General features: G+C 71.2%; 26 protein-coding genes. 13 read left to right on the forward strand and 13 right to left on the reverse strand.

What is annotated here, in order from left to right; translation table 11 throughout:
• Window positions 1-197: 197 nt before the first annotated feature.
• Both ACWDR4_RS14345 and ACWDR4_RS14350 read right to left on the reverse strand, forming a co-directional pair.
• Entirely contained in the window at window positions 198-1,088 is an 891-nt protein-coding gene (locus ACWDR4_RS14345) for a 2-hydroxy-3-oxopropionate reductase (RefSeq protein ID WP_450408199.1), read from the reverse strand.
• Between the two features lie 53 nt (window positions 1,089-1,141).
• On the reverse strand, window positions 1,142-1,981 hold the full coding sequence (locus ACWDR4_RS14350) for a TIM barrel protein (protein WP_450408202.1): 840 nt from the start codon (window positions 1,979-1,981) through the stop codon (window positions 1,142-1,144).
• Between the two features lie 250 nt (window positions 1,982-2,231).
• On the opposite strand from ACWDR4_RS14350, the gene ACWDR4_RS14355 reads away from it, so the two are divergent.
• The 7 genes from ACWDR4_RS14355 (at window position 2,232) to ACWDR4_RS14385 (ending at window position 7,399) form a co-directional block, all read left to right on the forward strand.
• Window positions 2,232-3,221 carry a hypothetical protein gene (locus tag ACWDR4_RS14355; RefSeq protein WP_450408204.1) on the forward strand — a complete coding sequence of 330 codons (990 nt, stop codon included), beginning with the start codon at window positions 2,232-2,234 and terminating at the stop codon, window positions 3,219-3,221.
• Window positions 3,222-3,340: 119 nt separating this feature from the next.
• Window positions 3,341-3,595 (forward strand): hypothetical protein, encoded by a 255-nt coding sequence (locus tag ACWDR4_RS14360; RefSeq protein ID WP_450408207.1) that lies wholly within the window; start codon window positions 3,341-3,343, stop codon window positions 3,593-3,595.
• The gene (locus tag ACWDR4_RS14365; RefSeq protein WP_450408210.1) at window positions 3,592-3,972 is read left to right on the forward strand and encodes a helix-turn-helix domain-containing protein; all 381 of its coding nucleotides are present in this window, start codon (window positions 3,592-3,594) and stop codon (window positions 3,970-3,972) included. The genes ACWDR4_RS14360 and ACWDR4_RS14365 overlap by 4 nt, the downstream gene beginning before the upstream one ends.
• 165 nt (window positions 3,973-4,137) lie before the next feature.
• Complete coding sequence (gene uraD, locus ACWDR4_RS14370; RefSeq protein WP_450408212.1) at window positions 4,138-4,650, forward strand: 2-oxo-4-hydroxy-4-carboxy-5-ureidoimidazoline decarboxylase; 513 nt, start codon at window positions 4,138-4,140, stop codon at window positions 4,648-4,650.
• Window positions 4,651-4,655: 5 nt separating this feature from the next.
• Entirely contained in the window at window positions 4,656-5,075 is a 420-nt protein-coding gene (gene uraH / locus ACWDR4_RS14375) for a hydroxyisourate hydrolase (RefSeq protein WP_450408214.1), read from the forward strand.
• Between the two features lie 7 nt (window positions 5,076-5,082).
• Window positions 5,083-6,012, forward strand: coding sequence for a factor-independent urate hydroxylase (pucL, locus tag ACWDR4_RS14380; protein ID WP_450408217.1), 930 nt, complete (start codon window positions 5,083-5,085; stop codon window positions 6,010-6,012).
• A gap of 13 nt (window positions 6,013-6,025) precedes the next feature.
• Window positions 6,026-7,399 (forward strand): 8-oxoguanine deaminase, encoded by a 1,374-nt coding sequence (locus ACWDR4_RS14385; RefSeq protein ID WP_450408220.1) that lies wholly within the window; start codon window positions 6,026-6,028, stop codon window positions 7,397-7,399.
• A gap of 90 nt (window positions 7,400-7,489) precedes the next feature.
• Here the strand turns inward: ACWDR4_RS14385 and ACWDR4_RS14390 are convergent, their stop codons facing one another.
• The 5 genes from ACWDR4_RS14390 to ACWDR4_RS14410 form a co-directional block, all read right to left on the reverse strand.
• On the reverse strand, window positions 7,490-8,305 hold the full coding sequence (locus ACWDR4_RS14390; protein WP_450408222.1) for a chitosanase: 816 nt from the start codon (window positions 8,303-8,305) through the stop codon (window positions 7,490-7,492).
• Between the two features lie 103 nt (window positions 8,306-8,408).
• Window positions 8,409-8,831, reverse strand: coding sequence for an acyl-CoA thioesterase (locus ACWDR4_RS14395; RefSeq protein WP_450408225.1), 423 nt, complete (start codon window positions 8,829-8,831; stop codon window positions 8,409-8,411).
• Window positions 8,832-8,946: 115 nt separating this feature from the next.
• Window positions 8,947-9,624 (reverse strand): hypothetical protein, encoded by a 678-nt coding sequence (locus ACWDR4_RS14400; RefSeq protein ID WP_450408227.1) that lies wholly within the window; start codon window positions 9,622-9,624, stop codon window positions 8,947-8,949.
• Between the two features lie 70 nt (window positions 9,625-9,694).
• Complete coding sequence (locus ACWDR4_RS14405) at window positions 9,695-10,240, reverse strand: hypothetical protein (protein WP_450408553.1); 546 nt, start codon at window positions 10,238-10,240, stop codon at window positions 9,695-9,697.
• A 60-nt stretch (window positions 10,241-10,300) separates the two neighbouring features.
• Window positions 10,301-11,509, reverse strand: a complete 1,209-nt coding sequence (locus ACWDR4_RS14410) for a pyridoxal phosphate-dependent aminotransferase (RefSeq protein ID WP_450408230.1) — start codon at window positions 11,507-11,509, stop codon at window positions 10,301-10,303.
• 87 nt (window positions 11,510-11,596) lie between these two features.
• Between ACWDR4_RS14410 and ACWDR4_RS14415 the strand changes: the two genes are divergently transcribed.
• Window positions 11,597-12,232 carry a winged helix-turn-helix transcriptional regulator gene (locus tag ACWDR4_RS14415; protein WP_450408233.1) on the forward strand — a complete coding sequence of 212 codons (636 nt, stop codon included), beginning with the start codon at window positions 11,597-11,599 and terminating at the stop codon, window positions 12,230-12,232.
• 132 nt (window positions 12,233-12,364) lie between these two features.
• Here the strand turns inward: ACWDR4_RS14415 and ACWDR4_RS14420 are convergent, their stop codons facing one another.
• The 3 genes from ACWDR4_RS14420 to ACWDR4_RS14430 form a co-directional block, all read right to left on the reverse strand.
• A complete protein-coding gene (locus tag ACWDR4_RS14420; RefSeq protein WP_450408235.1) occupies window positions 12,365-13,219 on the reverse strand; it encodes a hypothetical protein in 855 nt (284 codons plus the stop codon).
• Window positions 13,219-14,493 carry a VWA domain-containing protein gene (locus ACWDR4_RS14425; RefSeq protein ID WP_450408237.1) on the reverse strand — a complete coding sequence of 425 codons (1,275 nt, stop codon included), beginning with the start codon at window positions 14,491-14,493 and terminating at the stop codon, window positions 13,219-13,221. Before ACWDR4_RS14425 ends, ACWDR4_RS14420 begins: the two co-directional genes overlap by 1 nt.
• A gap of 72 nt (window positions 14,494-14,565) precedes the next feature.
• Window positions 14,566-16,071 (reverse strand): IucA/IucC family protein, encoded by a 1,506-nt coding sequence (locus ACWDR4_RS14430; protein WP_450408239.1) that lies wholly within the window; start codon window positions 16,069-16,071, stop codon window positions 14,566-14,568.
• Window positions 16,072-16,217: 146 nt separating this feature from the next.
• Between ACWDR4_RS14430 and ACWDR4_RS14435 the strand changes: the two genes are divergently transcribed.
• The 4 genes from ACWDR4_RS14435 (at window position 16,218) to ACWDR4_RS14450 (ending at window position 21,553) form a co-directional block, all read left to right on the forward strand.
• A complete protein-coding gene (locus tag ACWDR4_RS14435) occupies window positions 16,218-17,720 on the forward strand; it encodes an IucA/IucC family protein (protein ID WP_450408242.1) in 1,503 nt (500 codons plus the stop codon).
• A 179-nt stretch (window positions 17,721-17,899) separates the two neighbouring features.
• On the forward strand, window positions 17,900-20,278 hold the full coding sequence (locus tag ACWDR4_RS14440; RefSeq protein WP_450408244.1) for a protein kinase domain-containing protein: 2,379 nt from the start codon (window positions 17,900-17,902) through the stop codon (window positions 20,276-20,278).
• Window positions 20,279-20,357: 79 nt separating this feature from the next.
• Window positions 20,358-21,269 carry a HipA family kinase gene (locus ACWDR4_RS14445; RefSeq protein WP_450408247.1) on the forward strand — a complete coding sequence of 304 codons (912 nt, stop codon included), beginning with the start codon at window positions 20,358-20,360 and terminating at the stop codon, window positions 21,267-21,269.
• On the forward strand, window positions 21,266-21,553 hold the full coding sequence (locus ACWDR4_RS14450) for a SelT/SelW/SelH family protein (protein WP_450408249.1): 288 nt from the start codon (window positions 21,266-21,268) through the stop codon (window positions 21,551-21,553). Before ACWDR4_RS14445 ends, ACWDR4_RS14450 begins: the two co-directional genes overlap by 4 nt.
• 14 nt (window positions 21,554-21,567) lie before the next feature.
• Here ACWDR4_RS14450 and aceB read toward each other — a convergent pair whose 3' ends face one another.
• Entirely contained in the window at window positions 21,568-23,190 is a 1,623-nt protein-coding gene (gene aceB, locus ACWDR4_RS14455; protein WP_450408251.1) for a malate synthase A, read from the reverse strand.
• Window positions 23,191-23,304: 114 nt separating this feature from the next.
• Entirely contained in the window at window positions 23,305-23,904 is a 600-nt protein-coding gene (locus ACWDR4_RS14460) for a nucleotidyltransferase family protein (protein ID WP_450408253.1), read from the reverse strand.
• A 205-nt stretch (window positions 23,905-24,109) separates the two neighbouring features.
• Here ACWDR4_RS14460 and ACWDR4_RS14465 point away from each other — a divergent pair, with 205 nt between their 5' ends.
• Window positions 24,110-24,397: a DUF5955 family protein gene (locus ACWDR4_RS14465; protein ID WP_450408256.1), complete on the forward strand. Its 288-nt coding sequence runs from the start codon at window positions 24,110-24,112 to the stop codon at window positions 24,395-24,397.
• Window positions 24,398-24,427: 30 nt separating this feature from the next.
• On the opposite strand, the gene ACWDR4_RS14470 is transcribed toward ACWDR4_RS14465, so the two are convergent.
• Window positions 24,428-25,234, reverse strand: a complete 807-nt coding sequence (locus tag ACWDR4_RS14470; protein WP_450408258.1) for an IclR family transcriptional regulator — start codon at window positions 25,232-25,234, stop codon at window positions 24,428-24,430.
• Between the last annotated feature and the right edge of the window lie 37 nt (window positions 25,235-25,271).

A 25,271-nucleotide genomic window follows, 5' to 3' on the forward strand; every position in this document is an offset into this window, starting at 1 on the left:
CAGCCGTACTTGGTGCCTCAGTACATCCAGCGCCGACACCAACTCCTCGTCGTCCCCCTCCGGCTCGCTCAGCATCACCCACAGGCACCTCCCCTACTCGGGTCTCCGGCTTGTTCGGGGTTCCGGGCGGCGCCAACGCCTGGGCGCGACAGGACAGTTGTCAGCGGTGGCGCCGCCCGGAGTTTTGGGGGAGGGTGTCAGACCTCGGCGCCCGACAGGCGTTCCACGCCCCGCAGCAGCGCCGAGTGGTCCAGGCCCCCGTCGCCCTGTGTACGCAGGGACGCGACGAGTTGGGCGACCACCGCGCCGACCGGCAGCGCGGCGCCGACCGTGCGGGCCGCGTCCGTCACGATGCCCATGTCCTTGTGGTGGAGGTCGATACGGAAGCCCGGCGCGAAGTCACGGTTCAGGAAGTTGTCCTTCTTGCGCGCCAGCACCGTCGAACCGGCCAGCCCGCCGCCCAGCACCTCCAGTGCCGCTCCCAGGTCCACGCCCGACTTCTCCAGGAAGACCACGGCCTCGGCGCACGCCTGGATGTTGACGGCGACGATCAGCTGGTTCGCGGCCTTCACCGTCTGGCCGGAGCCGTGCGGACCGCACAGCACGATGGTCCTGCCCAGCGCCTCGAAGATCGGCTTCGCCGTGTCGAAGTCGGCCTGGTCACCGCCGACCATGATGGACAGCACGGCCTCGACCGCGCCCGCCTCACCGCCCGAGACCGGGGCGTCCAGCACCCGGACGCCCAGCTGCGCCGCCGCCCTCGCCAGGTCCACCGACGTCTGCGGGGTGATCGACGACATGTCGACGACCAGGGCCCCGGGCCGCACGTTCGCCAGGATGCCCTCGGGGCCGTACGCGACCGCCTCGACCTGAGGTGACGCGGGCACCATCGTGATCACCACGTCGGCGTCACGCACGGCCTCGGCGATCGATCCGGCCGCGGTGCCGCCGGCGGCGACCAGCCGGTCGAGCTTGTCCTGTTCCAGGGTGAAGCCGGTGACGTCGTACCCCGCCTTGATCAGGTTCTCGGACATGGGCGAGCCCATGATGCCGAGGCCTATCCAGGCGACCCGGGGGAGACTGCTCATGGTGGGGTGCCTCTCTGCCGCTGTGCCTCTTTGTTGGTTTGCTGCTCTGCGTGTCAGGGGGTTCGGCGTGCTTCGTGCGGCAGCCAGTCGAACGCCTCGGCGCTCGGCCGGTCGCCCGGCTTGTACTCCAGGCCGACCCAGCCCGCGTAACCGGCCTTGCGCAGCCGGTCGAGGTGGTCGGCGAGGGGGAGCGTGCCGGTGCCGGGGGCGCCACGGCCGGGGTTGTCGGCGATCTGGACGTGGCCCGTCTTCGCGGCGAACTCGTCGATCACCGACGGGAGGTCCTCGCCGTTCATGGACAGGTGGTAGAGGTCCATCAGGAAACGTGCGTTGTCGAGGCCCGTCGCCGCGTTGACCCTGTCGACGACCCCGACGGCGGCCGGGGCGCTGACGAGCGGGTACCGGGGTGACTCCGGCCTGTTGAGCGCCTCTACGAGGAGAATCGCGCCGATGCGCTCGGCGGCCCGCGCCGAGAGCACCAGGTTCTCCAGCGCCAGCGCGTCCTGCTTCGCCGGGTCCACGCCCTCGATCCGGTTGCCGTACAGCGCGTTGAGGGCGCCGCAGCCGAGCGACTCGGCCAGACCGGCGGCCACCTCGATGTTGGCGCGGAACCGCTCGGACTCCGCCCCGGGCACCGACAGAGCGCCCCGGTCCGGGCCCGGCAGCTGTCCGGCGTAGAAGTTGAGGCCGGTGAGCCGGACGCCCGCGTCCTCGATCGCGGCCCGCAGGGAGTCCAGCTCGGACTGTTCCGGCGTGGGGGAGTCCGGCCAGGGCCACCACAGCTCGACCGCGGTGAAACCGGCCGCCCGGGCCGCCGCCGGGCGCTCCAGGAGCGGGAGTTCCGTGAAGAGGATCGACAGGTTGACGTTGAAGCGCTGCTCTGTGAAACCCATGGCCGTCGGCGCCCCTCTTGATTCGATCTTCGTGTTCTGTATTCTGTGTTCTTTATTCCGCATTGCGGAAATATATTTCTGCTTACTGGAAGATTGCCGCCGGGTGTCGAAGCTTGTCAAGAGGGCTCTCCCAAGTGATCTCCCGAGTGGCGGGGTGGGAAGGGGGCGGTTAGACAGGTGCAACGTTCATATGAGCGGGGCGCACGTTGCCCGTGTGTCAGTGCACTGAAGTTGTGAGGCGAACATGGCCGTGGAGCCATTCCCTGTCGGCCCGGCGAACCCCGGAACCGGCGACCATCCTCCCGTCACCCGAATACGTACGGACGAACTGGTGCGCACCGTGGTCGTCGCCAGACCCCTGGACGACGTCGTCCAACTCGTCACCCTCCTGGAGCAGTCGCCCGACGGCCTGCCGATCGCGGCGTCGGTCCTGCGGGTGGCGGCGGTGGCGCGTTCCGTGGAGGACGTCTCGCGCCTCGTGGAACTGCTGGGCCCGCCCCAGCGCGGCGTCGACCGGATGGACGAGGCGATCCGGACAGCCGCCGAGCAGCGGCCCGTGGCCGAGGTCGGCCGCCTGGTCGCCCTCCTGCACGCGGCCCCGCACGCCGCACACGCCAAGGCCCAGGCGCTCCACGCTGCCGCCACCGGCAGGCCCGTCGAGGATCTCGTCCAGCTGATCGGCCGCATCGACGAGGCCCATGGCGAGGCTCGTGATCAGGGCGAGGTCCATGCCCGGGACCGGGACCGGGAGCCCGCGTCCGCACCCATACCCGCCCCCGCGCACACCGCACCGCAGGGCGGGGAGCAGCCGGCCCGCCTCTGGCTCCGCCGTGCCGCCGCCGTCCTCGTGCTGCTCTGCGGCGCGGCCCACTTCCCGCTCGACTGGGTCGATGCGCCGAGGCATGGACTGGCCGCCTCGCTCGGCGTCTCCGTGCTGTGTCTGCTGGCCGGGGCCGCCCTGTGGTTCAGCCGTTCCTCGGTCGTGGCCGCCACCGCCGTGATCGTCGCGGGCGCCCTGGCCGCCGCCCACCTGCTGGGCGCGCACGCCGACTCGGCGACACTCGCCTACGTACGACAGGCGGGCGGAGCCGCTTCCCCGCTGCCCGCTGTGGCGGCCTGCGTCGCGACGCTCGCCGCGCTGACGGCACTGGCCGTCTCCCTCGCCCGCCGAGGGCGTGTCACCGGTGCGCGTGACACCGCCCCCGATCCTGCCCTGGAGGTGAACTCCCTGCGGCTGTAACCCCGTTCGTGGCCTCGGGGGCATGGTCGGCGGCCCGAGCGGGCATCCCTGGTGATTGCCACCGGGGAGTCCGTTAGGGTCGTGCCCGAGCGACCGGGAGCCGATGCCATGGGGGCACAGTGCGATTGAGAGTGGAGTTCACGACCGAGCCCTTCGACCTCGACGAGGCACCCGCACACGCGCTGGTCGCCCGCGAGGTCATCGAGGCGGCCGATCTGGACGCGGTGGACGTCGGCCCGTTCGGCAACACCGCCGAGGGCCGCGCCGACGCCGTGCTCACCGCCCTGGACGCGCTGCTGCGCAAGACCCTGGAGGCCGGCGCGACCCGGATCTCGCTCCAGGTCAACGTGATCGACGAGGAGGGCGGTCGGTGACCGGCGGTGGAGACGGGGCCGTCGGCGCGGCCTTCCTCGCGGCCGTGAAACCGCTGGTCGACGCCATGGGCGGCGAGATGATCGCACCCGGCCAGGCCGGCCCCGACGACGTCGTGCTCGCCTGGGAGGGCGCCGACGTGGTCGCCGTACGCCTCCCGCAGCTCGCGGCCTCGCTCGATCACATCCTGGCCGCCCTGGAGCGCAAGCACGGCAAGCCGCTGGCCGAACTGGACCGCAAGGCCAAGCAGGAGATCGTACGGATACTCGAGGCACGCGGTGCCTTCTCCGTGCGGCACGGGGTCGAGACCGTGGCGGGCGCCCTCGGGGTCAGCCGCTTCACGGTCTACAACTACCTGAACCGCGAGAAACAGGCCTGACGGGCTGATCGGGCGTGGGGTGGCGGGTCCGGGATGCCCGGTGCCGTTACCCGGAATTTTCAACAAAGTGTTGACGTCTTGTCGTCGGAAGGCGTTAGCTGAGCGCAGCCAGCCCGGCGTGCGCCCAGCACGCATCCAGCACGCACAAGGCCACGGAGGCTTGCCGTGACGTCGAGTACGACCCCTGGTGGCCTCGCCCGCTTCAACGCCCTGGAGAAGTCCGAGGCCCGCACCGCCCTCCACGAGGCCTGCGCTTCCGCTGCCTGGGGACGGCACCTGCTCGCCGGACGGCCGTACACCACCGCCGAGGACCTGTACGAGGCGAGCGATGCCGCGATGGCGGAACTGTCCGCCGACGACCTCGCCGAGGCGATGGCCGGCCACCCGCCGATCGGCCGCCCCAAGCCCGGTGACCCGACCTCCGCCCGTGAGCAGCGCGGTATGGCCGGTGCCTCCGAGGAGCTGAAGGCGGAGATGCTCGAACTGAACCTCGCCTACCAGGAACGGTTCGGCCATGTCTTCCTGATCTGCGCGACCGGCCGCACCGGCGAGCAGATGCGCGACGCGGTGCGGGAACGGATCGTGAACACACCGGAGCGGGAGCGGGAGATCGTCCGCACCGAGCTGGGGAAGATCAACCGCATCCGGCTCGGCAACCTCGTACAGGAAGAGCGGTGACCGCCATGAGCACCGGTACCGGCGCCTCTGTCGCCTCCGTGTCCACGCACATCCTGGACACCAGCGTCGGGCGACCCGCCGCGGCTGTCGCCGTCCTGCTTGCTGCGCGCAGTGGCCGGCATGCGGACTGGAAGGCGCTCGGCGGCAGTGCGACCGACGCGGACGGGCGGTGCAGGGATCTGCCGGCGCTGCCGCAGGGCACGACCCACGTGCGGCTCGATTTCGAGGTCGAGCCGTATCTGGAACAGAGGCAGAAGCAGAATCAGGCCGATGCGCAGCAGGACGCCCCCGCGAATCGGGACAGCGGTGCGGCGGGAGCGTTCTTCCCGGAGGTGGCGATCACGTTCGCCGTCGTGCCGGGCGAGCACTACCACGTACCGCTGCTGCTCAACCCGTTCGGCTACTCCGTATACCGAGGGAGCTAGCAGCACCATGACCGATTCGACCGGCAAGGCCCGGCCCGTCTTTCTCGGGCAGAACCAGTACGGCAAGGCCGAGAACCGCGTCGTGCGCGTCACCCGCGACGGCGCCACCCACCACATCAAGGATCTCAACGTCTCCGTGTCGCTCTCCGGCGACATGGACGAGGTCCACCTCTCCGGCTCCAACGCGAACGTCCTGCCGACGGACACCACCAAGAACACGGTGTACGCCTTCGCCAAGGAGCACGGCATCGACTCCGCCGAGCAGTTCGGCATCCATCTGGCCCGGCACTTCGTGACCAGCCAGGAGCCGATAAAGAAGGCGCGCATCCGGATCGAGGAGTACTCCTGGGCGCGGATCGAGGCGGCGGGCGAGGGCGAGCACTCCTTCGCCCGGCAGGGCCAGGAGACCCGGCTGACCCAGATAACGTACGACGGTTCGTCGTGGGAGGTGGTCTCCGGGCTCAAGGATCTCGTCGTGATGAACACGACCGACTCCGAGTTCTGGGGCTACGTCAAGGACAAGTACACGACGCTCCCCGAGGCGTACGACCGCATCCTCGCGACGCAGGTGTCCGCGCGCTGGCGCTTCAACTGGTCCGACGACGCAGGGGAGATGCCGGACTGGGAGGAGTCGTACGCGCAGACCCGGAAGCACCTGCTCTCGGCCTTCGCGGAGACCTACTCGCTCTCCCTCCAGCAGACCCTCTTCCAGATGGGCGCGCGGATCATAGAACACCGCGACGAGATAGACGAGGTGCGGTTCTCGCTCCCCAACAAGCACCATTTCCTTGTGGACTTGAAGCCCTTCGGACTCAAGAACGACACCGCCGACGGAGCTGTGTACTTTGCCGCCGACCGGCCCTACGGCCTGATCGAGGGCACGATCCTGCGTGACGGCGCCGAGGCGCGCATCCCCGCCGACCTCACCAACCTCTAAGGACGTTTGTACGATGGTTCAGCGCATCGTCATCGAGAACTGCGCGATCGCGACCGTGGACGCCACCGACACCGAGTACGCGTCCGGTCATGTGGTGATCGCCGGAAACCGGATCGAGTCGGTCGGCGCGGGCAAGGCCCCCGAGGGACTGGCGGACGTGGTCCGGCGCATCGACGCGAGCGGTCACCTGGTCACCCCCGGCCTGGTCAACTCGCACCACCACTACTACCAGTGGATCACCCGGGGCCTGGCCACCGACCACAACCTCTTCGACTGGCTGGTGGCGCTGTACCCGACCTGGGCGCGTATCGACGAGCCGATGGTCCGGGCCGCCGCGCAGGGCTCGCTGGCCATGATGGTCCGTGGCGGAGTCACCACCGCCACGGACCACCACTACGTCTTCCCGAAGGGCTCCGGCGACCTGTCCGGCGCGATCATCGGCGCGGCCCGCGAGATGGGCGTCCGCTTCACCCTCGCCCGTGGCTCGATGGACCGCAGCGAGAAGGACGGCGGCCTGCCCCCGGACTTCGCCGTCGAGACTCTCGAAGGCGCGCTCGCCGCCACCGAGGCCACGGTCGACGAGCACCACGACCCCTCCTTCGACGCCATGACCCAGATCGCGGTCGCCCCCTGCTCGCCGTTCTCCGTCTCGACCGAGCTGATGCGTGAGGGCGCGGAGTTGGCGCGGCGCAAGGGCGTACGGCTGCACACGCACGGCTCGGAGACGGTCGAGGAGGAGCAGTTCTGCAAGGAGCTGTTCGGCATGGGCCCGACCGACTACTTCGAGTCCACGGGCTGGCTCGGCGAGGACGTGTGGATGGCGCACTGCGTCCACATGAACGACTCGGACATCGCCGCCTTCGCCCGTACCCAGACGGGTGTGGCCCACTGTCCGTCCTCCAACGCCCGGCTGGCAGCGGGCATCGCGCGCGTCCCCGACATGCTGGCGGCCGGCGTCCCGGTCGGCCTCGGCATCGACGGCACGGCGTCCAACGAGTCGGGCGAACTCCACACCGAGCTGCGCAACGCCCTCCTCATCAACCGCCTCGGCCCCCACCGCGAGGCCGCCCTGAACGCCCGGCAGGCGCTGCGCCTCGGGACGTACGGCGGTGCCCAAGTCCTGGGCAGAGCAAGGGAGACGGGCTCGCTGGAGCCGGGCAAGCTCGCCGACCTGGTCCTCTGGAACCTGGACACGCTGGCCCACGCTTCGATCGCCGACCCGGTCATCGCCCTCGTCTTCGGCGCGGCGGCCCCGGTCACGGCGTCCTTCGTCAACGGCGAACAGATCGTCGAGAACGGGCGGTTGCTGCACGTCGACGAGGACGAGATCGCCCGTTCGACGCGTACGGAAGCCCGGCGGCTGGCGGCCATCGCGGCGCGAGCCTGAATCAGGGGGCTCGAAAAGACCTCCGGCCGAGGGGGACGGCCCTCGGCCGGAGTCCTGCTGTCACCACCGATCAGCCGGCGCAGTGACCGGTCAGCCGATGTAGTAACTGTCGCCGTACACCTTCCAGTCGAGCGGCGGATCCAGGTTCAGGTTCCCCTGGTCGAGGAAGAGCCGCTGGGCGGTGTCCACCCGGGTGGTGTCCTCGTGTGCGGCCTCCTGCTCCATCGCCCACACCCGGGCGTCGAGGAAGGCGTTCAGATACGTCGTCTCGTCGCCGCCCTCGGCCGGGGTGGCCGCGTTCGCCAGGGCCCGCGTGCGGATCCCGCCGAAGGAGGCGCTGTCCGTGCCGGGGCCGTGCATGACCATGGCGTCGTAGTAGACGAACTGGCCCAGCGTGCCGACGCCGTCCTTCTTGGCGCTGGCCACGGCCGGGCCGAAGTAGACACGGTCGCGCTCGTCGTCCTGGGCCGCGCGGAACGCGGACGTCTTCGCGGCCTTGCGCCAGGCGCTGGGGAAGCCCGGGTCGAGGCCCTCGTGCGAGTCCGTGCCGTCCACCGCGCGCAGGGCGGGCAGAAAGGCGGCCAGGGCGTTGCCCGGGACCCGCTCGGTGTACAGCTCGACGAGGGCCAGCATGTCGCTCGTACCGGAGCAGAAGCCGATGATCCCGCCGGTGTAGCCGCGCCCGTCGCCGATGTCCTGGATGTACTTGTACTGCGCCCGCCAGTCCAGGGACGAGTTCTCCGCGCTGCACACCAGCCGCATCGCGATGTCCTTCTTGTCCGGGTCGTCGAGCCCGGTCCCGGTCGCGTCGGTGGTCGCGCCGGACGCGATCCGCTGGGTGGTGAGGATCGCGGTGGCGCCGAGCGCCGCCAGCAACGTACGGCGGGCGGCGGCTCTGTGCATCATCGGCACGTGAACTCCAAAAAGGGCGCGGTGGGAAGAGGTTGAGGGTCGCGCGCCAGGTTGGGAATGCCGTGGGGTGAGGGTAGGAGGTCGCTGTGAGTATCGGTCAGAGTCCGAAGAGTTGCGGCTCCGACGCCAGTGCTCGGAAGTGCTCCTTGGGGTCCGCGACCAGCTTGCGCGCCTTGAGGTCCATCAGCCCGCCGACCGCCGTGATCTCGGCGGCGACCGTGCCGTCGGTCTTGCGGATCGTCTGCCGGATACGGAACGTCTTGCCCTCACCCCACACGAAGTCGCACGTCACCTCGACCTCGTCGCCCGCGAGCAGCTCCCGCTGGTACCGGATGGTCGTCTCCAGGGCCACCGGACCCACGCCCTTCGCCATCAGCCCGGTCTGGCTGATCCCGGCCGCCTGGAGCAGCACCCAGCGGGCGTGCTCCGCGTAGTTGATGTACACGCTCTGGTTGAGGTGCCCCTGCACATCGGTCTCGTACCCGCGCACGGTCACCGGGACGGAAAACGGTTCGGCCACGACTTCCCCTTCACGACTGTTCGGCTCACGGAAAACAGACGGCAATTAGAACGGACGGCCGCAAGCGTACTGAGCGGTTGCTCACCTTCGTCAACTGTCTTTGTGTGAACAGCCGTTACGTCCGTCGGGGCGACGCCAGCAGATAGCGGGCGCCGGTACGCGGCTCGGTGTGCTCGCCGACCTGCCAGCCCGCCTTCTCCAGCGTGGCCGCGCAGGCCCGCAGCGCGTCACCGTCGGGCTCGCGCACGGCGACGGCCTCCGGTTGCGGAGTCGCCCGCACCCGATAGCCACCGCCGCTCCCGCTCCCACCCCCGTCGGCCGGACGATGACCGGCCGCCTCCAGTGCCAGCGCGGCGGCCTGCACCAGATGCGTACGCTCCCACCCGCACGGACGGTCCATGGCACCGTCCCTGTTGGTCATCCGGCGCAGCTCCAGCAGCCCCTGCCAGGCACTGTGCACCTCACGCGTCCGGGCGGGCCCGGCGGCGGGTATCTCCTCCTCGCCGCCGACACGCGCGGCGAACACCCCGGTGGCCCCGGAAGCTGTGGCCCCGGGAGCGGTGGACGCGGGGGCAGCCTCGGCAGCGGCCGGTGTGTCCGTGTGCTGCGCTTCCTCCCGTATCCGATGGCCCGTCGGCGTCAGGAAGTGGTCGTGCGGTGGTCGCGGGTGCCGGAAGGCGAGCCCGCGCTTCACCAGTGCGGCGAGCTGGAACTCCGTACCCCGCAGCCGTCCGGTGACGGGGTCGGCGGCGTCGATGACGCGTCGCTGGGCGGCGGTCGGCGGTCGTGTCATGGCGCACTCCTCCCCGGTCACGGGTCTCCTCGATCATGGGTCGATTCGGTGGATTCGACCCGTTCGAAGACTACGACCCGGCACTGACATCGAGGGCCCAGCGCTCCAGCTCCGCGAACTCGCGCTCCCGCAGACCCCTGCGCGGGTCGATCCGCAGCAGCAGCGCGGGACCGGTGTGGTGCTCGGCCACATGGCGGACGTCGAGGTCGGTGATCATGTCGTCGACCCAGGCGAAGGGGCGTCCGTCCGCCCACTCCACGACGCGGCGCGTCTTCCAGAACAGCCCGTCGGGATCCTCGGCGAACAGATTGGTGAACTCGATGACCGGCAGGTCGGCCGGCAGCCCGATCGCCGGGCCGATCATCTCGTTCGCCCCGTGCATCCAGACCGTGGCCCATGCCAGGTCGTACGGCAGGGCGAGCAGCCGGGCGCCGTGCCCCGGGTGCAGCCGTATCCGTAGGCCCCGGCGGAGCCTCCGGGAGCCCGGTTTCTGCTTGGCCGACCAGCTCGCGGGATGCACCCGGCGGGTCACATAGCCGCGCGGGCGCAGGAGCCGGGCGCGGAACGGGTTGAGGGGGCCGTCGACGTCGAGGAGCAGCAGTGGCCGGTCGGTCATTCGGTCCGTCATGGGGACGGGTTACCCATGACCGACAGCGGCCGACCACCCCACTGGCCGTTACTGCCGATAACCGCTCAGGAACCGCCCGATCCTGCTGATCGCCACGTCCAGGTCGTCCGCGTACGGGAGGGTGAGGATGCGGAAGTGGTCGGGGGTGGGCCAGTTGAAGCCCGTCCCCTGCACGACCTGGATCTTCTCCTGGAGGAGCAGGTCGAGGACGAACTTCTCGTCGTCGTGGATCTTGTGCACCTTGGGATCGAGGCGCGGGAACGCGTACAGCGAGCCCTTGGGCTTCACGCACGACACACCCGGGATCTCGTTGAGCTTCTCCCAGGCCACGGTGCGCTGTTCGTGCAGGCGTCCGCCCGGGGCGGTCAGTTCGTGGATGGACTGACGGCCGCCGAGCGCGGCCTGGATGGCGTACTGCGCGGGCGCGTTGGCGCACAGCCGCATGGAGGCCAGCATGGTCAGGCCCTCCAGATAGCTCTTCGCGTGCTGCTTCGGGCCGGTGACCACCAGCCAGCCCGAGCGGAAGCCGGCCACCCGGTACGTCTTCGACAGACCGCAGAAGGTGAGGACGACCAGGTCGGGGGCGAGCGCGGCGACCGAGTGGTGCACGGCGTCGTCGTACAGGATCTGGTCGTAGATCTCGTCGGCGAAGACCATCAGGCCGTGCCGGCGGGCCAGGTCGAGGATGCCCTCGATGATCTCCTTCGGGTAGACGGCGCCGGTGGGGTTGTTCGGGTTGATGATCACGACGGCCTTGGTGCGGTCGGTGATCTTCGCCGCCATGTCGTCCAGGTCCGGGTACCAGTCGGCCTGTTCGTCGCAGAGGTAGTGGACCGCCTTGCCGCCGGCGAGGGTCGTCACCGCCGTCCAGAGGGGGAAGTCCGGGGCGGGGATGAGGATTTCGTCGCCGTCCTCGACCAGCGCCTGTACGGCCATCGAGATCAGCTCGGAGATGCCGTTGCCGAGGAAGACGTCGTCGACGCCGACCTCCAGGCCGAGCGTCTGGTAGCGCTGGGTGACCGCGCGGCGGGCGGAGAGGATGCCGCGCGAGTCCGTGTAGCCGTGGGCCTGGGGCAGCATGCGGATCATGTCCTGGAGGATCTCCTCCGGCGCCTCGAAGCCGAACAGTGCGGGGTTGCCGGTGTTCAGGCGCAGCACGCTGTGGCCCGCCTTCTCCAGCGCGTCCGCGTGCTCGATGACCGGGCCGCGGATCTCGTAACAGACCTCGCTGAGCTTGTTCGACTGCCGGAACTCCATGCGCGCTCGCCCCTCCGGTTTCGTGTGTTGCTTGGTTTTACCAAGTTCCAGCTTGGAAAGTCCAACGACATGTCTAGACTGCGTCGCATGTCACCTCGCCGAAGCTACGACCAGTACTGTTCCACCGCGCGCGCCCTCGACGTCGTCGGCGACCGCTGGACCCTCCTGATCGTCCGCGAACTGCTGGCCGGCCCGCGCCGCTACACGGACCTGCACGCGGATCTCCCGGGCGTCAGCACGGACGTACTGGCCTCCCGGCTGAAGGACATGGAGCGCGACGGCCTGACGACCCGGCGTCGGTTGCTCCCGCCGGGAGCCGCATACGTGTACGAACTCACCGACCGGGGACGGCAGTTGCTGCCGGTGCTCCAGGCGCTGGGGGAGTGGGGCGCCCCCGAGCTGACCGAGCGCCGCGCCACGGACGCCGTACGGGCCCACTGGTTCGCCCTGCCGCTGCTGCGCGGGCTGGGTGACGTGAGCGGCGGGGGACTCGTCGAAGTCCGGCTGGAGGAGGGCGAGTTCCATCTGTACGTCGGTGCCGAGGGCGTTCCGGTGTACGGGGCCGGGCCCGCCCCCGAGGAGCCCGACGCCCGGCTGTCGATGGACACCGGCACGTGTGCGGCGGTCGGCCGGGGGGACCTGAGCGTGCTGGACGCGGTCCGGGGCGGACGTATCGAGGTGACCGGCGAGGGGACGCTCGCCAAGGCCTTGCGCGAGGCCTGAGAAGCGAGACCGGGTCCGGAACGGGTCCGGGAACGGGGTCCGAAAACAGGGTCCGGGAACGGGGTCCGGAACGGGACATGCCCGCCGTGCGACCGTGCGCGGCGGGCATGTTGACGAACCGTCACATACTGCTCAGGCTCCCGGCGGAACCTGCCTCGGCCGGCCCGAGCCGCGCGTCAGGGCGTAGCCGCCGACGCCCGCCAGGGCCGCCAGCGCGCCGCCGATCGCCGTCCAGACCCAGCGGTCGGACCACCAGCCGGAGGCCCAGCCGTCGTCGGGCTCGATGCTCGACAGCACGGCGGACGTCGTCGAACTGTCCGCTGTGTCCTCGGAGTTCTCGGACTTGACCGCGATCCCGGGAACCAGCGGCTCGGCCAGCGAACCGTCCACGGCCGCCGAACCGCCGATGTCCTTGGAGTCGACCCGCAGTTCGGCGTCGACCGGGAGGCCGAGGTCGGACGTCGGGAGGTTCACGGCCGTCAGTCGGACGTAGTACGTGCCCGGCAGCGGGTCGTTGGCCCACTGCTCCGACCAGGCCCGGACCGTGCGCAGCGTGCACGCCAGCTCCACGGAGGCGGTGCCCGAGGCGGCGGTGCGGGTCTGGGCGCCGTACTGGCAGGCCTGACGGCGCCGCAGACCGTCGTACACGTCGAGCTGCCAGGCCTCGGACGCGTGGGTGTCCGGGAGCTTCACCGTCGCCTTGACGGTGGGGCGTTGGCCGGCGTCGGCGGGGAACGACCAGTACAGGTAGTCGCCCGCCGAGCCGCTCGCGGTGGCCTGCTGGCCCTGGTCGATCTCCGTCGCCGTACGGAACGACGTGCCCGCCGAGGTGGGGGCCGAGCTGTCGTCCGAGGGGCTCGCGGAGGGCGTCTCGTCGGCGACGGCCGGGACGGCCGCCAGCCCGAGCAGCAGCATGGCCGAACCCAACACGCGGACACCGCACGTCAGTTGATTGCCGAGATTGCCGACATTGTTGAGAGCACGCATCAGTTGGTCCTCCAGACCGCGAGCCGCCAACGAGAGATCCAGCCCCACAGGACGCCCGTGAGGAAGCCGACCAGGACGAGCGCGCCCAGCAGCCACCAGCCACGGCCGAGACCGAAGGAGGCCACATCGCTCGCCTGGCTCGGGCCGTCGACGACGTCGACGGTCAGTTCGAGCGGCAGACCGGGCGTGGACGCCACACCACTCGCCGCCGAGTAGGAGTTGGTGACCTGGAGACACACGGTCTCGGCGGCCGTCTGCTCGGGGTCGTCCTCGTCGTCGGCCTCCGCCTTCGCATAGCGCAGACCCGTCGAGATGACATCGGTCCGGCCGGTGCCGTTGCCCTCGCCGCGCACGATCTCGCGGCCGTGCACGGTCACCGCCCGCAGCAGCACCCCGTAGTCGGGGTTGACGGCCCGGTCGGCCGACACGCTCACCGAGGCGCGCAGTTCCTGCCCCGGCTCGACGTCCACGCGGTACCAGCGCTGCTGCCCGAACTCCTCGCGGTCCGTGTACAGACCGGACTTCACCGCCGGGGCGTTCGTGCACCCGGCCGCGCCCTCGACGGCGACCGGCGTCACCACCGGGTCGGCGGCCCGGACGACCAACTGGTTGACCTTGTCGGCGAGTTCGTCGGTGTGCTCGACCGACGTGTACGTCCCGCCGGTCGCCTCCGCGATACAGCTCAGCTGCTGCCGCATCTTGGTGTTCGGGACCAGACCGAGGGTGTCGATGGTGAGGCCGATGCCCTTGGCCGCGATCTCCCGGGCCACCTCGCACGGGTCGAGCGGCGCGCAGGTGTCCTCGCCGTCACTGATCAGCACGATGCGCTTGGTGCCCTCGCCGCCGTCGAGGTCGTCGGCGGCCTTCAGCAGCGCGGGGCCGATCGGCGTCCAGCCGGTGGGCGTGAGCGTCGCGACGGCCGTCTTGGCCTCGGTACGGTCGAGCGGGCCCACCGGATAGAGCTGCGCGGTGTCCTTGCAGCCCTCCTTGCGGTCGTCGCCCGGGTAGTTGGCGCCCAGCGTGCGGATACCGAGCTGGACCTCCTCGGGGGTCGCGTCGAGCACCTCGTTGAACGCCTGCTTCGCCGCGGCCATCCGCGACTGCCCGTCGATGTCCTTCGCCCGCATCGAACCGCTGACGTCGAGAAGGAGGTTGACCTTGGGCGCGAGTGCGGTGGTTTCGTCGGCGACGGCTCCGGCCGGGACCGCGATCCCGGCCGCCAGGGCGGCGAGCAGGGCGCAGGCGCCCGCCGCCAGCCGTTGTCTTGTGATCATCGACGGATCCTATTGACCCGGGGTGACCCGCTTCAAAACGGGTCCCGTCAACGGCCCCTGTCGGCGGGTCCGTCAGCTGCCCTCCCGCTTGACTTCTCCCAGGGGGTTGGGGAGTTGGGTCCACTGGTCCCCGGGGGTCTCCGGTGACAGCCGCATCAGGGTCAACGCCTTGGTGGGCAGGGGCTGTTCGAGCAGCGCGAGCAGATCGGGCGTGCGCGGCAGCCCCCGTACGGCCGTCTCCAGCGCCGCCCGCAGCGCCGCCTCCGAACCGGCGGTCGCGCCCAGTGCCCCCGCCACCAGCGAGCCGAACAGCTTGCGGCGCAGGGTGGGTTCGTCGTCGGTGACGATCCGTCCGGTCAGCTGGGGCGCCGGGATGCCGTGCCGGGCCAGCCGGGCCGGGCTGACGCGGATGTCGGCGAGGTCGCGGTAGACCAGCCGCAGCGGGTCCCCGTCCGCCGACAGCACGACGAGCAGGTTCTGGCCGTGCGCCTCCAGGGCGACGCCCAGATCGAGCAGGCGCAGACCGACGGTGAGGGCGAGACGCGTGAACTCGGCCAGCCAGGAGGGGGATCGGTCGAATCCGGTGGCGGCCAGTGCTCCGACGGGAACGACCCGCTCGCCCGCCACCACATTCGCGTACTGGTCCGGCGGCTCCCTCAACACCGCTGCCAGATCGGGCGAGTTGGCGGTGACCGCGCCCAGCGTGCGGGTGATGTGCAGCAGCCCGTCGACACGCGCGGCCATCGACTCCATGAACGCCGACACCGTCGCCGCCGTCTCGATCGAGTACGGCGAGATGTCCCGTACCGAGGAGGTGAGCCGGGCACTCAACGCCGTCTTCAGATGCGGGCCGCCGTCCGGCAGGGCGAGGCTGCGCAGGGACATCAGGGGATGCGCCGACAGCCCGCCCCCACCGGGGAGTCGGAGCACGTGCGCCGACTGCCAGGGATGCACCGGGATCAGCGGACGCTCCCCGTCCCACAGCCACTTGGGCCACTCGCCCCGCACGGCATACTCGTCCGCCGCCACCAGCGCCAGCTCCACGACCGGCCGGTGCTCGGGCCCGTACGCGAGCTGCTCGGCCACCGAGAACCCGGGCCGGGAACGGCAGTTGGGGTGGAAGGGATGCCCGTCGACGACCCGCTGCTCCCACTCCCAGCTCGCCACCGGAGTCCGCGTGACACTCACCTGGTTCGCCCGTGACAGGGCCAACGAGGCGACGCTGTGGTCGAGTTCGGCCGCGAAGGCGGGACCGTGCGGGACGGCCAGGTCCGTCATCAGCCGCGCCGGATCGTCGTACGAGACCCTCCCGAGCCGTACGGCGGTGGCGCGGCCGTCGACGGCGTACGGATCGGCGTACGGGCCCTCCAGGCGGCGGCCGTCCGCCAGCAGGAGGCCCGCGCCGCCCTCGCGGCGGACGATCCACGGCAGCGACTCATGGACGAGCGCCCGCCACAGCCGGGTCAGTACGGCGGCCCGGGCGCCGGGCAGCTCGGCTGCGTACCGCGACGCGAGGTCGGGGCGTACGGCGGCCAGTTCGTCGGCGACCTCGGCCTCTGCGCTGGAGGGACGGTGCACGGCGGGCTCCTCGGGTGCGGGTTTGGGTGCGGGTAAGTGCTGGTGAGCGGGTAGGCCGACGACAGACATACTGATCGTCAGTGCACCGCGGGAAACCGCACCGTAGGCAAGCACCGTAAGAAACGAGGGAACGCGTGGACCCCACCATGCCCCCCGCCGCGCCGCCCCCGGACGTGCCCGCGCACGACGGCACCGGAGCGTGTGCCGACGCCTACGCGACCGCGCCCCTGCTCAACTGTCTGCTCCGGGAAGTGGCACAGCCGGTCCCCGGCACCGGCGAGCCGCACGTGTACCGGCTGCCGAGCGGGCAGCGCCTGCTGCGCGTGCACGGCACCCGGCGGCCCGCCGCGCCCGAGGTGAACACGGGCGACGGCACCTGGCACCCGGTCGGTCACGCCGAACTCGTCAAGCTCGTGGCCGAGGAACTCCAGGCCCACACCGGCCTGTCCAACCCCGAGCTGCCCGCCGAGATGGCCGACAGCCGGGACGCGGTCGCCGCGCTGCTCACCGCCCGCGACCTCACCACCCCGCCCGACGATCCGTACCGCCGCTCCGAGCAGTCCCTCCTCACCGGGCACCCCTACCACCCGGCGCCCAAGGCGCGCGGCGGCGGCCCGGTCGCGGGCTGGCTGCCGTACGCGCCCGAGGCGTACGCCGCCTTCCCGCTGGTGCTGCTCGGCGTACGCGAGGACGTGACGGTCGAGGAGGGCGACGTATCCGCCCTGGACGCCTTCGGCACGGCCCCGCCCGGCTACCGGCTGCTGCCCGCCCACCCCTGGCAGCTCGACCTCGTCGGCCCGAGCCTGACGGACGCCTTCGCCGACGGCCGGCTGATCCGGCTCGGCACGACCACGTCCGACACCTGGCCCACGGCCGCCATCCGCACGCTGTACGCGCCCGAGCACGACGTCTTCGTCAAGTTCAGCCTCGACGTCCGCATCACCAACGACGTACGTCGGCTCTGGCGCCACGACCTGCTGGCACTGCGCCGCACGGACGCGGCGGTCGTCGCCGCCGCCGAGGGCCGGCCGGTCTGGCTCAGCGACCGGGGTTACCGCACCGCCGACTTCGCCTTCGAGGAGCTGGCGGTCCTGGTCCGCGACGGCCTGCGCGACCATGTCGTACCGGGCGCCACCCCGCTGCTCGCCGCCGCGCTGGTCGAGGGCTTCGACGGCAACCCGCTCGACGGGCTCGCCGACCCGGCCGCCTGGTGGACGGCGTATCTGCGCTGTGCCGTGCCACCGGTCGTCGAACTGTTCGCACGGTCCGGCGTCGTCGTCGAGGCCCACCTCCAGAACTGCCTGATCGCGGTCGACGCCCACGGAACCCCCGTACAGGCCCTGTACCGGGACGCGGAGGGCGTGAAGCTGCTGCCGGACGTGACGCGGGCGGCGGGCTGGGAGCGGCTCGTGTACTGCCTGGTCGTCAACCACCTCACGGAGGTCGCGGAGGTGCTGCGGGAACGCCACCCGGGCTTCGACCCCTGGCAGGCCGTACGCCGGGAGCTGTCCCGCCACGACCTCCCCGAGGTCGCCGCACTCCTCGCCTCGCCCACCCTGCCCGGCAAGACCAACCTGCTGCTGCGCTGGACCGGCGCCCACGGCGCCGACGCCCGCTATCTGCCGCTGCGGAATCCGCTGGCGGGGTGAACCGGCGGGTGAAGGGGAACCGTTCCGGACCCGGTGACGTCATGAGCGGAACATCTAGACTGATGGCCGGTAAATGCCGGTAATGGGAGCCTCGCGGCTGATTGCGGCCGCTCGACGGGGACGGGGGGCCGGGGCGATGAGTTCCCACAGCCGGGCCGCAGAGGTGGGATGGGGGAGTCATGAAACCGCTCGGAGCAGGTGATCCCGCCTCTGTCGGGGAGGGCAGGTACCGGCTGGTCGGACGGCTCGGCCAGGGCGGAATGGGCGTTGTCTACTTCGGCCGGTCGCGGTCGGGCCGGGCGGTGGCCGTCAAGGTCGTACGCCCCGAACTGAGCACGGAACCGGGCTTCCGGCGCAGATTCGCCGACGAGGTGGCCGCGGCCCGCCGCGTCGGCGGCTTCCACACCGCGCCGGTCGTGGACGCCGACCCGGAGGGCGACCCGGCCTGGCTGGTGACGGCCTACGTACCCGGCCCCACCTTGCGGGACCTGCTCGACCAGGTGGGCCCCCTTCCCGCGGACACGCTCACTGTGCTGGCCGCCGGCCTCGCCGAGGCGCTGGCCGCCATTCACCAGGCCGGGGTCATTCACCGCGACCTGAAGCCGGCCAACATCATCGTCGCGGAGGACGGCCCCCGGGTCATCGACTTCGGCATCGCGCGGGCCCTCGACGGTACGGCGCTCACCCAGACCGGGTTCCAGATCGGCACGCTCGGCTTCCTCGCGCCGGAACAGCTCACCGGCGGCACGCTCACTCCCGCGGTGGACATGTTCGCCCTGGGCGTGGTGCTCAGCCAGGCGGCGGGCCGCGCTCCCTTCGGCGACGGGGGGTCGGCCGCCTGGGCCTACCGCGTCGTCCACGAACAGCCGGACCTCACGGGCCTTCCCGGCGGGCTGCGCGGACTGATCGCGGCCTGCCTGTCCAAGGACCCGCTCGACCGCCCCGGCCCGTCGGAGTTCCTCGACCAGCTCACGGTCCGGCATCCGTCGGACACCTGGCTCCCCGCCGAGGCGACCGCACTCATCCGGAGACAGGCCCCGGCGGCGGACCTCGCGGCGGCGGACCGCTCGTCGGCGCCGCCCACCGATCCGCGTACGACCGGGGCCGCGCCTCAGGTCGGCGAAGGACAGGCCCTGGCCAGTGACCGGCGTGCGACGGTGCCAGCTCCGCCGCTGGTCGCCGGTGGACAGGCCCCGGCTACCGATCCGCGTACGACGTTGTCCGCGCCGCCGGTCGCTGATGGGCAGGCTCTGGCCAGTGACCAGCGTGCGACGGTGTCCGCGCTGCCGCCGGTCGCCGATGGACAGGCGTTGGCGATGGACCAGCGCGCGACCGTGTCCGCGCCGCCCCCGGTCGCCGAAGGGCAGGCACTGGTCACCGACCCGCGCCCCGCCACGCCTGCCACGCCCGCCCCGTCGGCGGCGGCCGATGGCCGGGCCGTGGCCTCCTACCCCCTGACCGTCCAGTCGCCGCCCGGCCCCGGCTTCGGGCCCCCGCCGGTCCTCGCACCCGTACCTGGCCCGCCCGGCGGGTCCGTCCCGCCGGGCGGCGGCGGCCCGGTGGGCGGTGCCGGGGCGCGGCGCGGGCGCCGAGGGGCGGTCGCCGTAGCGGCGCTGCTGGTCGCGGCGGCCGTCGCGGGGCTGCTCGTGTGGCAGCCCTGGACCGGTTCCGGCAAGGGCGATGCCGATGCCGACGCCGGGGGAGCCTCGCCGTCAGCCCGGCGATCGACCCCCGCCGCGTTCCCCGACGACCCGCTGCTGGTCCGGCTGGACACGGACCCCGGATCGTCGGAATGCCACAGCGTGATCGGCCGCCGCGACTCCACCACGGACAACCCCGATCAGCTCATCGACGGGACCTGCGACGCCCTCCCGCAGTGGTCCCCCGACCACGAGTCGTTCGCGTTCACCCGTAAGACGGCGGAAGAGCCGGCCGTGTGGACGGCGAACGCGGACGGTACCGGTGTCCGCCGGATCGCCGCCATCTCGGGCGGCCGGGTCTCCTGGTCCCCGGACGGTAAGCGACTGGCCGTCCTGCGCCGCGACGCGGACGGTGTGCAGCAGCTGTTCGCCGTGAACGTCTCGGACGGCTCCGCGCAGCAACTGACCACCGTCACCGGGAAGGTGGAGGACCCGGCCTGGTCCCCCAACGGCAAACTCATCGCCATCTGCCTGCAGAAGACGTCGGGCTGGCAGGTCCACGTCGTCGATCCGGCCCAGCCGGGCGCCGAACCCCGCCAGGTGACCCACCAGTCCCGGCGGGCGCTGGACCCCGTCTGGTCCCCGGACGGCCACCACTTCGCGTACACCGCCGGAGCACCCGGCGAGGGGACGGGGGGCGACATCCGCATCGTCAAGGCCGACGGCAGCGATGACAGGACACTCGTCCAGACGGCCGCCCAGGAGATGGACCCGGTCTGGTCACCGGACGGCAAGTGGGTGGCCTTCGTCCGGGGGCCCTTCGACCGGCCGGCGATCTGGGCGGTCCGCGCGGACGGCACGGGTGCGCGCCGACTCACCACGGGCAGCACACCGGAGGGGCACCCTTCTTGGCGCTGAGGTCGGTGCGGAGTCGGCACTGATCCCGGCGCGGAGAAACGCCGTACCGGCTGTCACACCTGATCACTATGCTCACGACATGAGAGAGGTCACGGCAACCCGCTACGTCGAGCCCCTGAGGTCGGGCGGTTCCGTCCCAGGGGTGGTCGAGGCCGACGACCTCGGCACCTACGTCGTGAAGTTCACCGGCTCCGCGCAGGGCCGCAAGGCACTGGTCGCCGAAGTGATCGTCGGAGAGCTGGCCCGCGCCCTGGGACTGCGCTTCCCCGAGCTGGTGCTCGTGCACTTCGACCCGGAGATCGCCGACGAGGAACCCCACCAGGAAGTACGGGACCTGCACAGCGCCAGTGCCGGCCTGAACCTCGGCATGGACTACCTGCCGGGCGCGCGGGACTTCACCCCGGAGGTCGCCGCGAACTGCACGGTCGACCCGCTGGAGGCCGGAAAGGTCATCTGGCTCGACGCGCTGACCGTCAACGTCGACCGTACGGTCCACAGCTCCAACCTGATGATCTGGCCGACGCTCGGCATCGCGCCCCCGCGCCTGTGGCTCATCGACCACGGCGCCGCCCTCGTCTTCCACCACCGCTGGGACGGCGCCGACCCCACGAAGGCCTACGACTTCCGCCACCACGCCCTCGGCCACTACACCCCGGACACCCGGGCCGCCGACGCCGAGCTGGCTCCCCGGGTGACCGAGGACCTGCTGCGCGGCATCGCGGCCGAGGTACCGGACGCCTGGCTGGCCGGCGAACCGGGCTTCGCGACACCGGACGACGCCAGGGAGGCGTACGTCGGCTACCTGCACGCGCGTGTGCGGGCCTCGGCCGCCTGGCTGCCCACCGACTTCCCCACCCGGGAGGAACTCGCCGCCGAGGAGGCCCTCCGGGCGGCGAAGACACAGCGAGGCCGCCCGAGTTGGCTCAAGCGGGTCCCCGACCTGCACGGCAAGCCGGCGGCGGAACAGGATTGGTCGGTGCATCTCGGATGAGCCCCCACGCACCCGTCGTACAGATCGAGTACTGCACCCAGTGCCGTTGGCTGCCCCGCGCGGCCTGGCTGGCACAGGAACTGCTCACCACCTTCGAGACGGAGCTCGGCGAGCTGTCGCTCAAGCCCGGCACCGGCGGCGTGTTCGTCGTCCGGGTCGACGACGAGGTGGTCTGGGACCGCAAGGAACAGGGCTTCCCGGAGCCCACGGCCGTGAAGCAGGCCGTACGCGACCGAGTGGCCCCGGGGAAGTCCCTGGGCCACTCGGACAAGCCTGCGGAGTGAGCTGACCGGATGGGTCAGCCGCGCAGCTGCTCGTACGCCGGCAGCGTCAGGAAGTCCGCGTAGTTGTCGTCGAGGGCGACCGTGAGCAGCAGGTCGTGGGCCTGCTGCCAGTGGCCGGCCGTGAAGGCCTCCTCGCCGATCTCCGCGCGGATGTTCGCGAGTTCCGCGGCGGCGATCTTGCGGGCCAGCTCCGGGGTGGCCCGCTCGCCGTTCTCGAACTCGACGTCCGCGTTGATCCACTGCCAGATCTGGGAGCGGGAGATCTCTGCGGTGGCCGCGTCCTCCATGAGGTTGAAGATGGCGACCGCGCCGAGCCCGCGCAGCCACGCCTCGATGTAACGGATGCCCACCTGCACGGCGTTGACCAGTCCGTCGTACGTCGGCTTCGCCTTCAGCGAGTCGACGGCGATCAGGTCGGCGGCCTCGACGTGGACGTCCTCGCGGAGGCGGTCCTTCTGGTTCGGCCGGTCGCCGAGGACCGCGTCGAAGGAGGCCAGGGCGATCGGGACGAGGTCCGGGTGGGCGACCCAGGAACCGTCGAAACCGTCCCCGGCCTCACGGTCCTTGTCGGCCTTGACCTTCTCGAAGGCGACCTTGTTGACCTCTTCGTCGCGCCGGGACGGGATGAACGCCGCCATGCCGCCGATCGCGTGCGCGCCGCGCTTGTGGCAGGTGCGGACGAGGAGTTCGGTGTAGGCGCGCATGAACGGGGCGGTCATCGTCACGGCGTTGCGGTCCGGGAGGACGAACTTGGCGCCGCCGTCACGGAAGTTCTTGACGATGGAGAACAGGTAGTCCCAGCGGCCCGCGTTCAACCCCGAGGCGTGGTCGCGGAGTTCGTAGAGGATCTCCTCCATCTCGTACGCGGCCGTGATCGTCTCGATGAGGACGGTCGCGCGGACGGTGCCCTGCGGGATACCGACGTAGTCCTGCGCGAAGACGAACACCTCGTTCCACAGGCGGGCTTCGAGGTGCGACTCGGTCTTGGGGAGGTAGAAGTACGGCCCCTTGCCGAGGTCGATGAGCCGCTGCGCGTTGTGGAAGAAGTAGAGGCCGAAGTCGACCAGGGCGCCGGGGACTTGCTGCCCGTCGACCTGGAGATGACGCTCGTTGAGGTGCCAGCCACGGGGCCGCATGACGACGGTCGCGAGTTCGTCGTTCGCCTTGAGGGCGTACGACTTGCCGCTCTTCGGGTCGGTGAAGTCGATGTTCCGGGTGTAGGCGTCGGCCAGGTTGACCTGCCCGAGGACCACGTTCTCCCAGGTCGGCGCGGAAGCGTCCTCGAAGTCCGCGAGCCAGATCTTCGCGCCCGAGTTGAGGGCGTTGATCGTCATCTTGCGGTCGGTCGGACCGGTGATCTCGACGCGCCGGTCGTTCAGGGCTGCGGGAGACTCGGCGACCCGCCAGGAGTCGTCGGCGCGGATCGCGGCCGTCTCCGGGAGGAAGTCGAGGGTCGAGGTGCGGGCGATCTCGGCGCGGCGCTCCGCACGGCGCGCGAGCAGCTCGTCACGCCGGGGCGTGAACCGCCGGTGCAGCTCGGCCACGAAGGCGAGCGCCGCGTCGGTGAGCACCTCCTCCTGCCGGGGCAGGGGCTCGGCGTCGACGATGGCCAGCGGGGACGGCGCTGGTGCGGACATGAGCGGTCACTTCCTTCAGCGGGCTGCTGTGGTTGCCTGGAACGGGTGTTTCTGCTGAACGGATGCTAGTTTCCTCATCGTGGAAGTTCAATAATTTGTTGACGTCGAGATTCTCTACTCCAGCCGGTCCAGGTCGGCCGCCGTGTCGATGTCGTACGGCTGTGCCACGTCACCGCACTCGACGAGGGTGAGCGCGTCGCCGTGGGCCTTGAGATAGTCGCGGGCGCCCCGGTCCCCGACCGCGACCGCCGCGACACCCGCCCAGTGCGCGGCGCCGAACAGCACCGGATGGCCGCGCGTTCCGTGGTACGAGGCCGCCGCGAGGGACTCCTCGGACGTATGGGCGGCGAGGACGCGAGCCATGGCCTCCGGTCCGATGCCCGGCTGGTCGACCAGCGAGACGAGGGCCGCGCGGGCCGACGTACCCCGCAGGGACGCCAGTCCGGCCCGCAGTGAGGACCCCATGCCCTCCGCCCACTCCGGGTTGTCCACCAGGACGCACCCGGGCAGGACGGCACGCTCCCGTACGTCGTCGGCCCGCGCCCCGAGGACGACATGGACCGGATCGCAGCCCGCCGTACGCAGGGCGTCGGCCGCGTGTTCGACGAGGAGGCGTCCGCGGTGTTCGAGGAGGGCCTTGGGGCGTCCGCCGAGCCGTCGTCCCCCGCCCGCCGCGAGCAGCAGCCCCGCTACCTGGTCCGGCTTCTCCGTCATGCCTCCTGCATACCTGACGCGGAGGCGAACCGGCGGTGTTCACGGACGTTCGCGGGCTGAATTTCGGCCCGTGGTGTGGCGCCTGTCGCCCGGGTGGCGTTTACTGTCCCGCGTCCCTGGCGCCCGACCAGCGCGATGGGGGTGTGCGGGGCGCGTGTGGGGGCCGTGGGGGAGAGCCGTGTTGCGGAGCTTGGGGCAGAGGTCGGTGACCGGCAGCGACGAGGATCCGAGAGTGGCGGAGTTGCGGACCGCGGTGTCCCGGCTGCGCCGTGAACTCGCCGCGCACCCGGCCGAGTTCCCCGACCGTGGCATCGCCGAGGACGAACTGGCCTCCCTGGCCGCGATGGCCATCACCGGCCGCCCCGAAATCCCGCGCCTGCGCCGCTCGTTACTCCTGGTCGCAGGCGCGATCGGCTCGGTCAGCGCACTCGCCCGGGGTCTGTCGGCCGTACGCGCGGCGGTGGAGCTGTTCGGGGACCAGCCGCGTCGCTGACGGCGAGTGGCAGTCTTTGAGTGACAGGCCTCAGTGCGCGGGGTTGCCCGAGTTGGCCAGTGCCTCCGACAGCTCGGCGGCAACCTGCTTCAGGACGGGCACGATCTTCTCCGTCGCCTCCTCCGTGACCCGGCCCGCCGGGCCCGAGATCGAGATCGCGGCGGCGGTGGGGGAGTTGGGCACGGAGACCGCGAGACAGCGGACGCCGATCTCCTGCTCGTTGTCGTCGACGGCGAAACCGAGACGGCGTACGTCCTCCAGGGCGGTCAGGAAGCCGTCCGGGGTCGTGATCGTCTTGTCCGTCGCGGCCGGCATACCCGTACGGGCGAGCAGGGAACGCACCTCGTCCGGCGGGACGTCGGCGAGCAGCGCCTTGCCGACGCCGGTCGAGTGCGGCAGGACGCGCCGGCCCACCTCCGTGAACATGCGCATCGAGTGCTTGGACGGGACCTGCGCCACGTACACGATCTCGTCGCCGTCCAGGAGCGCCATGTTCGCCGTCTCGCCGGTCTCCTCGACCAGCCGGGCCAAGTAAGGGCGGGCCCAGGTGCCGAGCAGCCGGGACGCGGACTCGCCGAGGCGGATCAGACGCGGGCCGAGCGCGTACCGGCGGTTGGGCTGCTGTCGGACGTAACCGCAGACCACGAGGGTGCGCATGAGCCGGTGGATGGTCGGCAGCGGCAGCCCGCTGCTCACGGAGAGTTCGCTCAGGCCGACCTCACCGCCCGCGTCCGCCATGCGCTCCAGCAGATCGAAGGCGCGCTCCAGGGACTGCACACCACCGCTGGCGGCGGCGGGTTTGGCGGCGTCGGTGGAGCTGGCGCTGGGCGTCGGCACGGCGCGTTCCTTTCACGGCTGACAGGCGATGATGCAG

This window comes from Streptomyces sp. NPDC000878 (genome assembly GCF_053599695.1).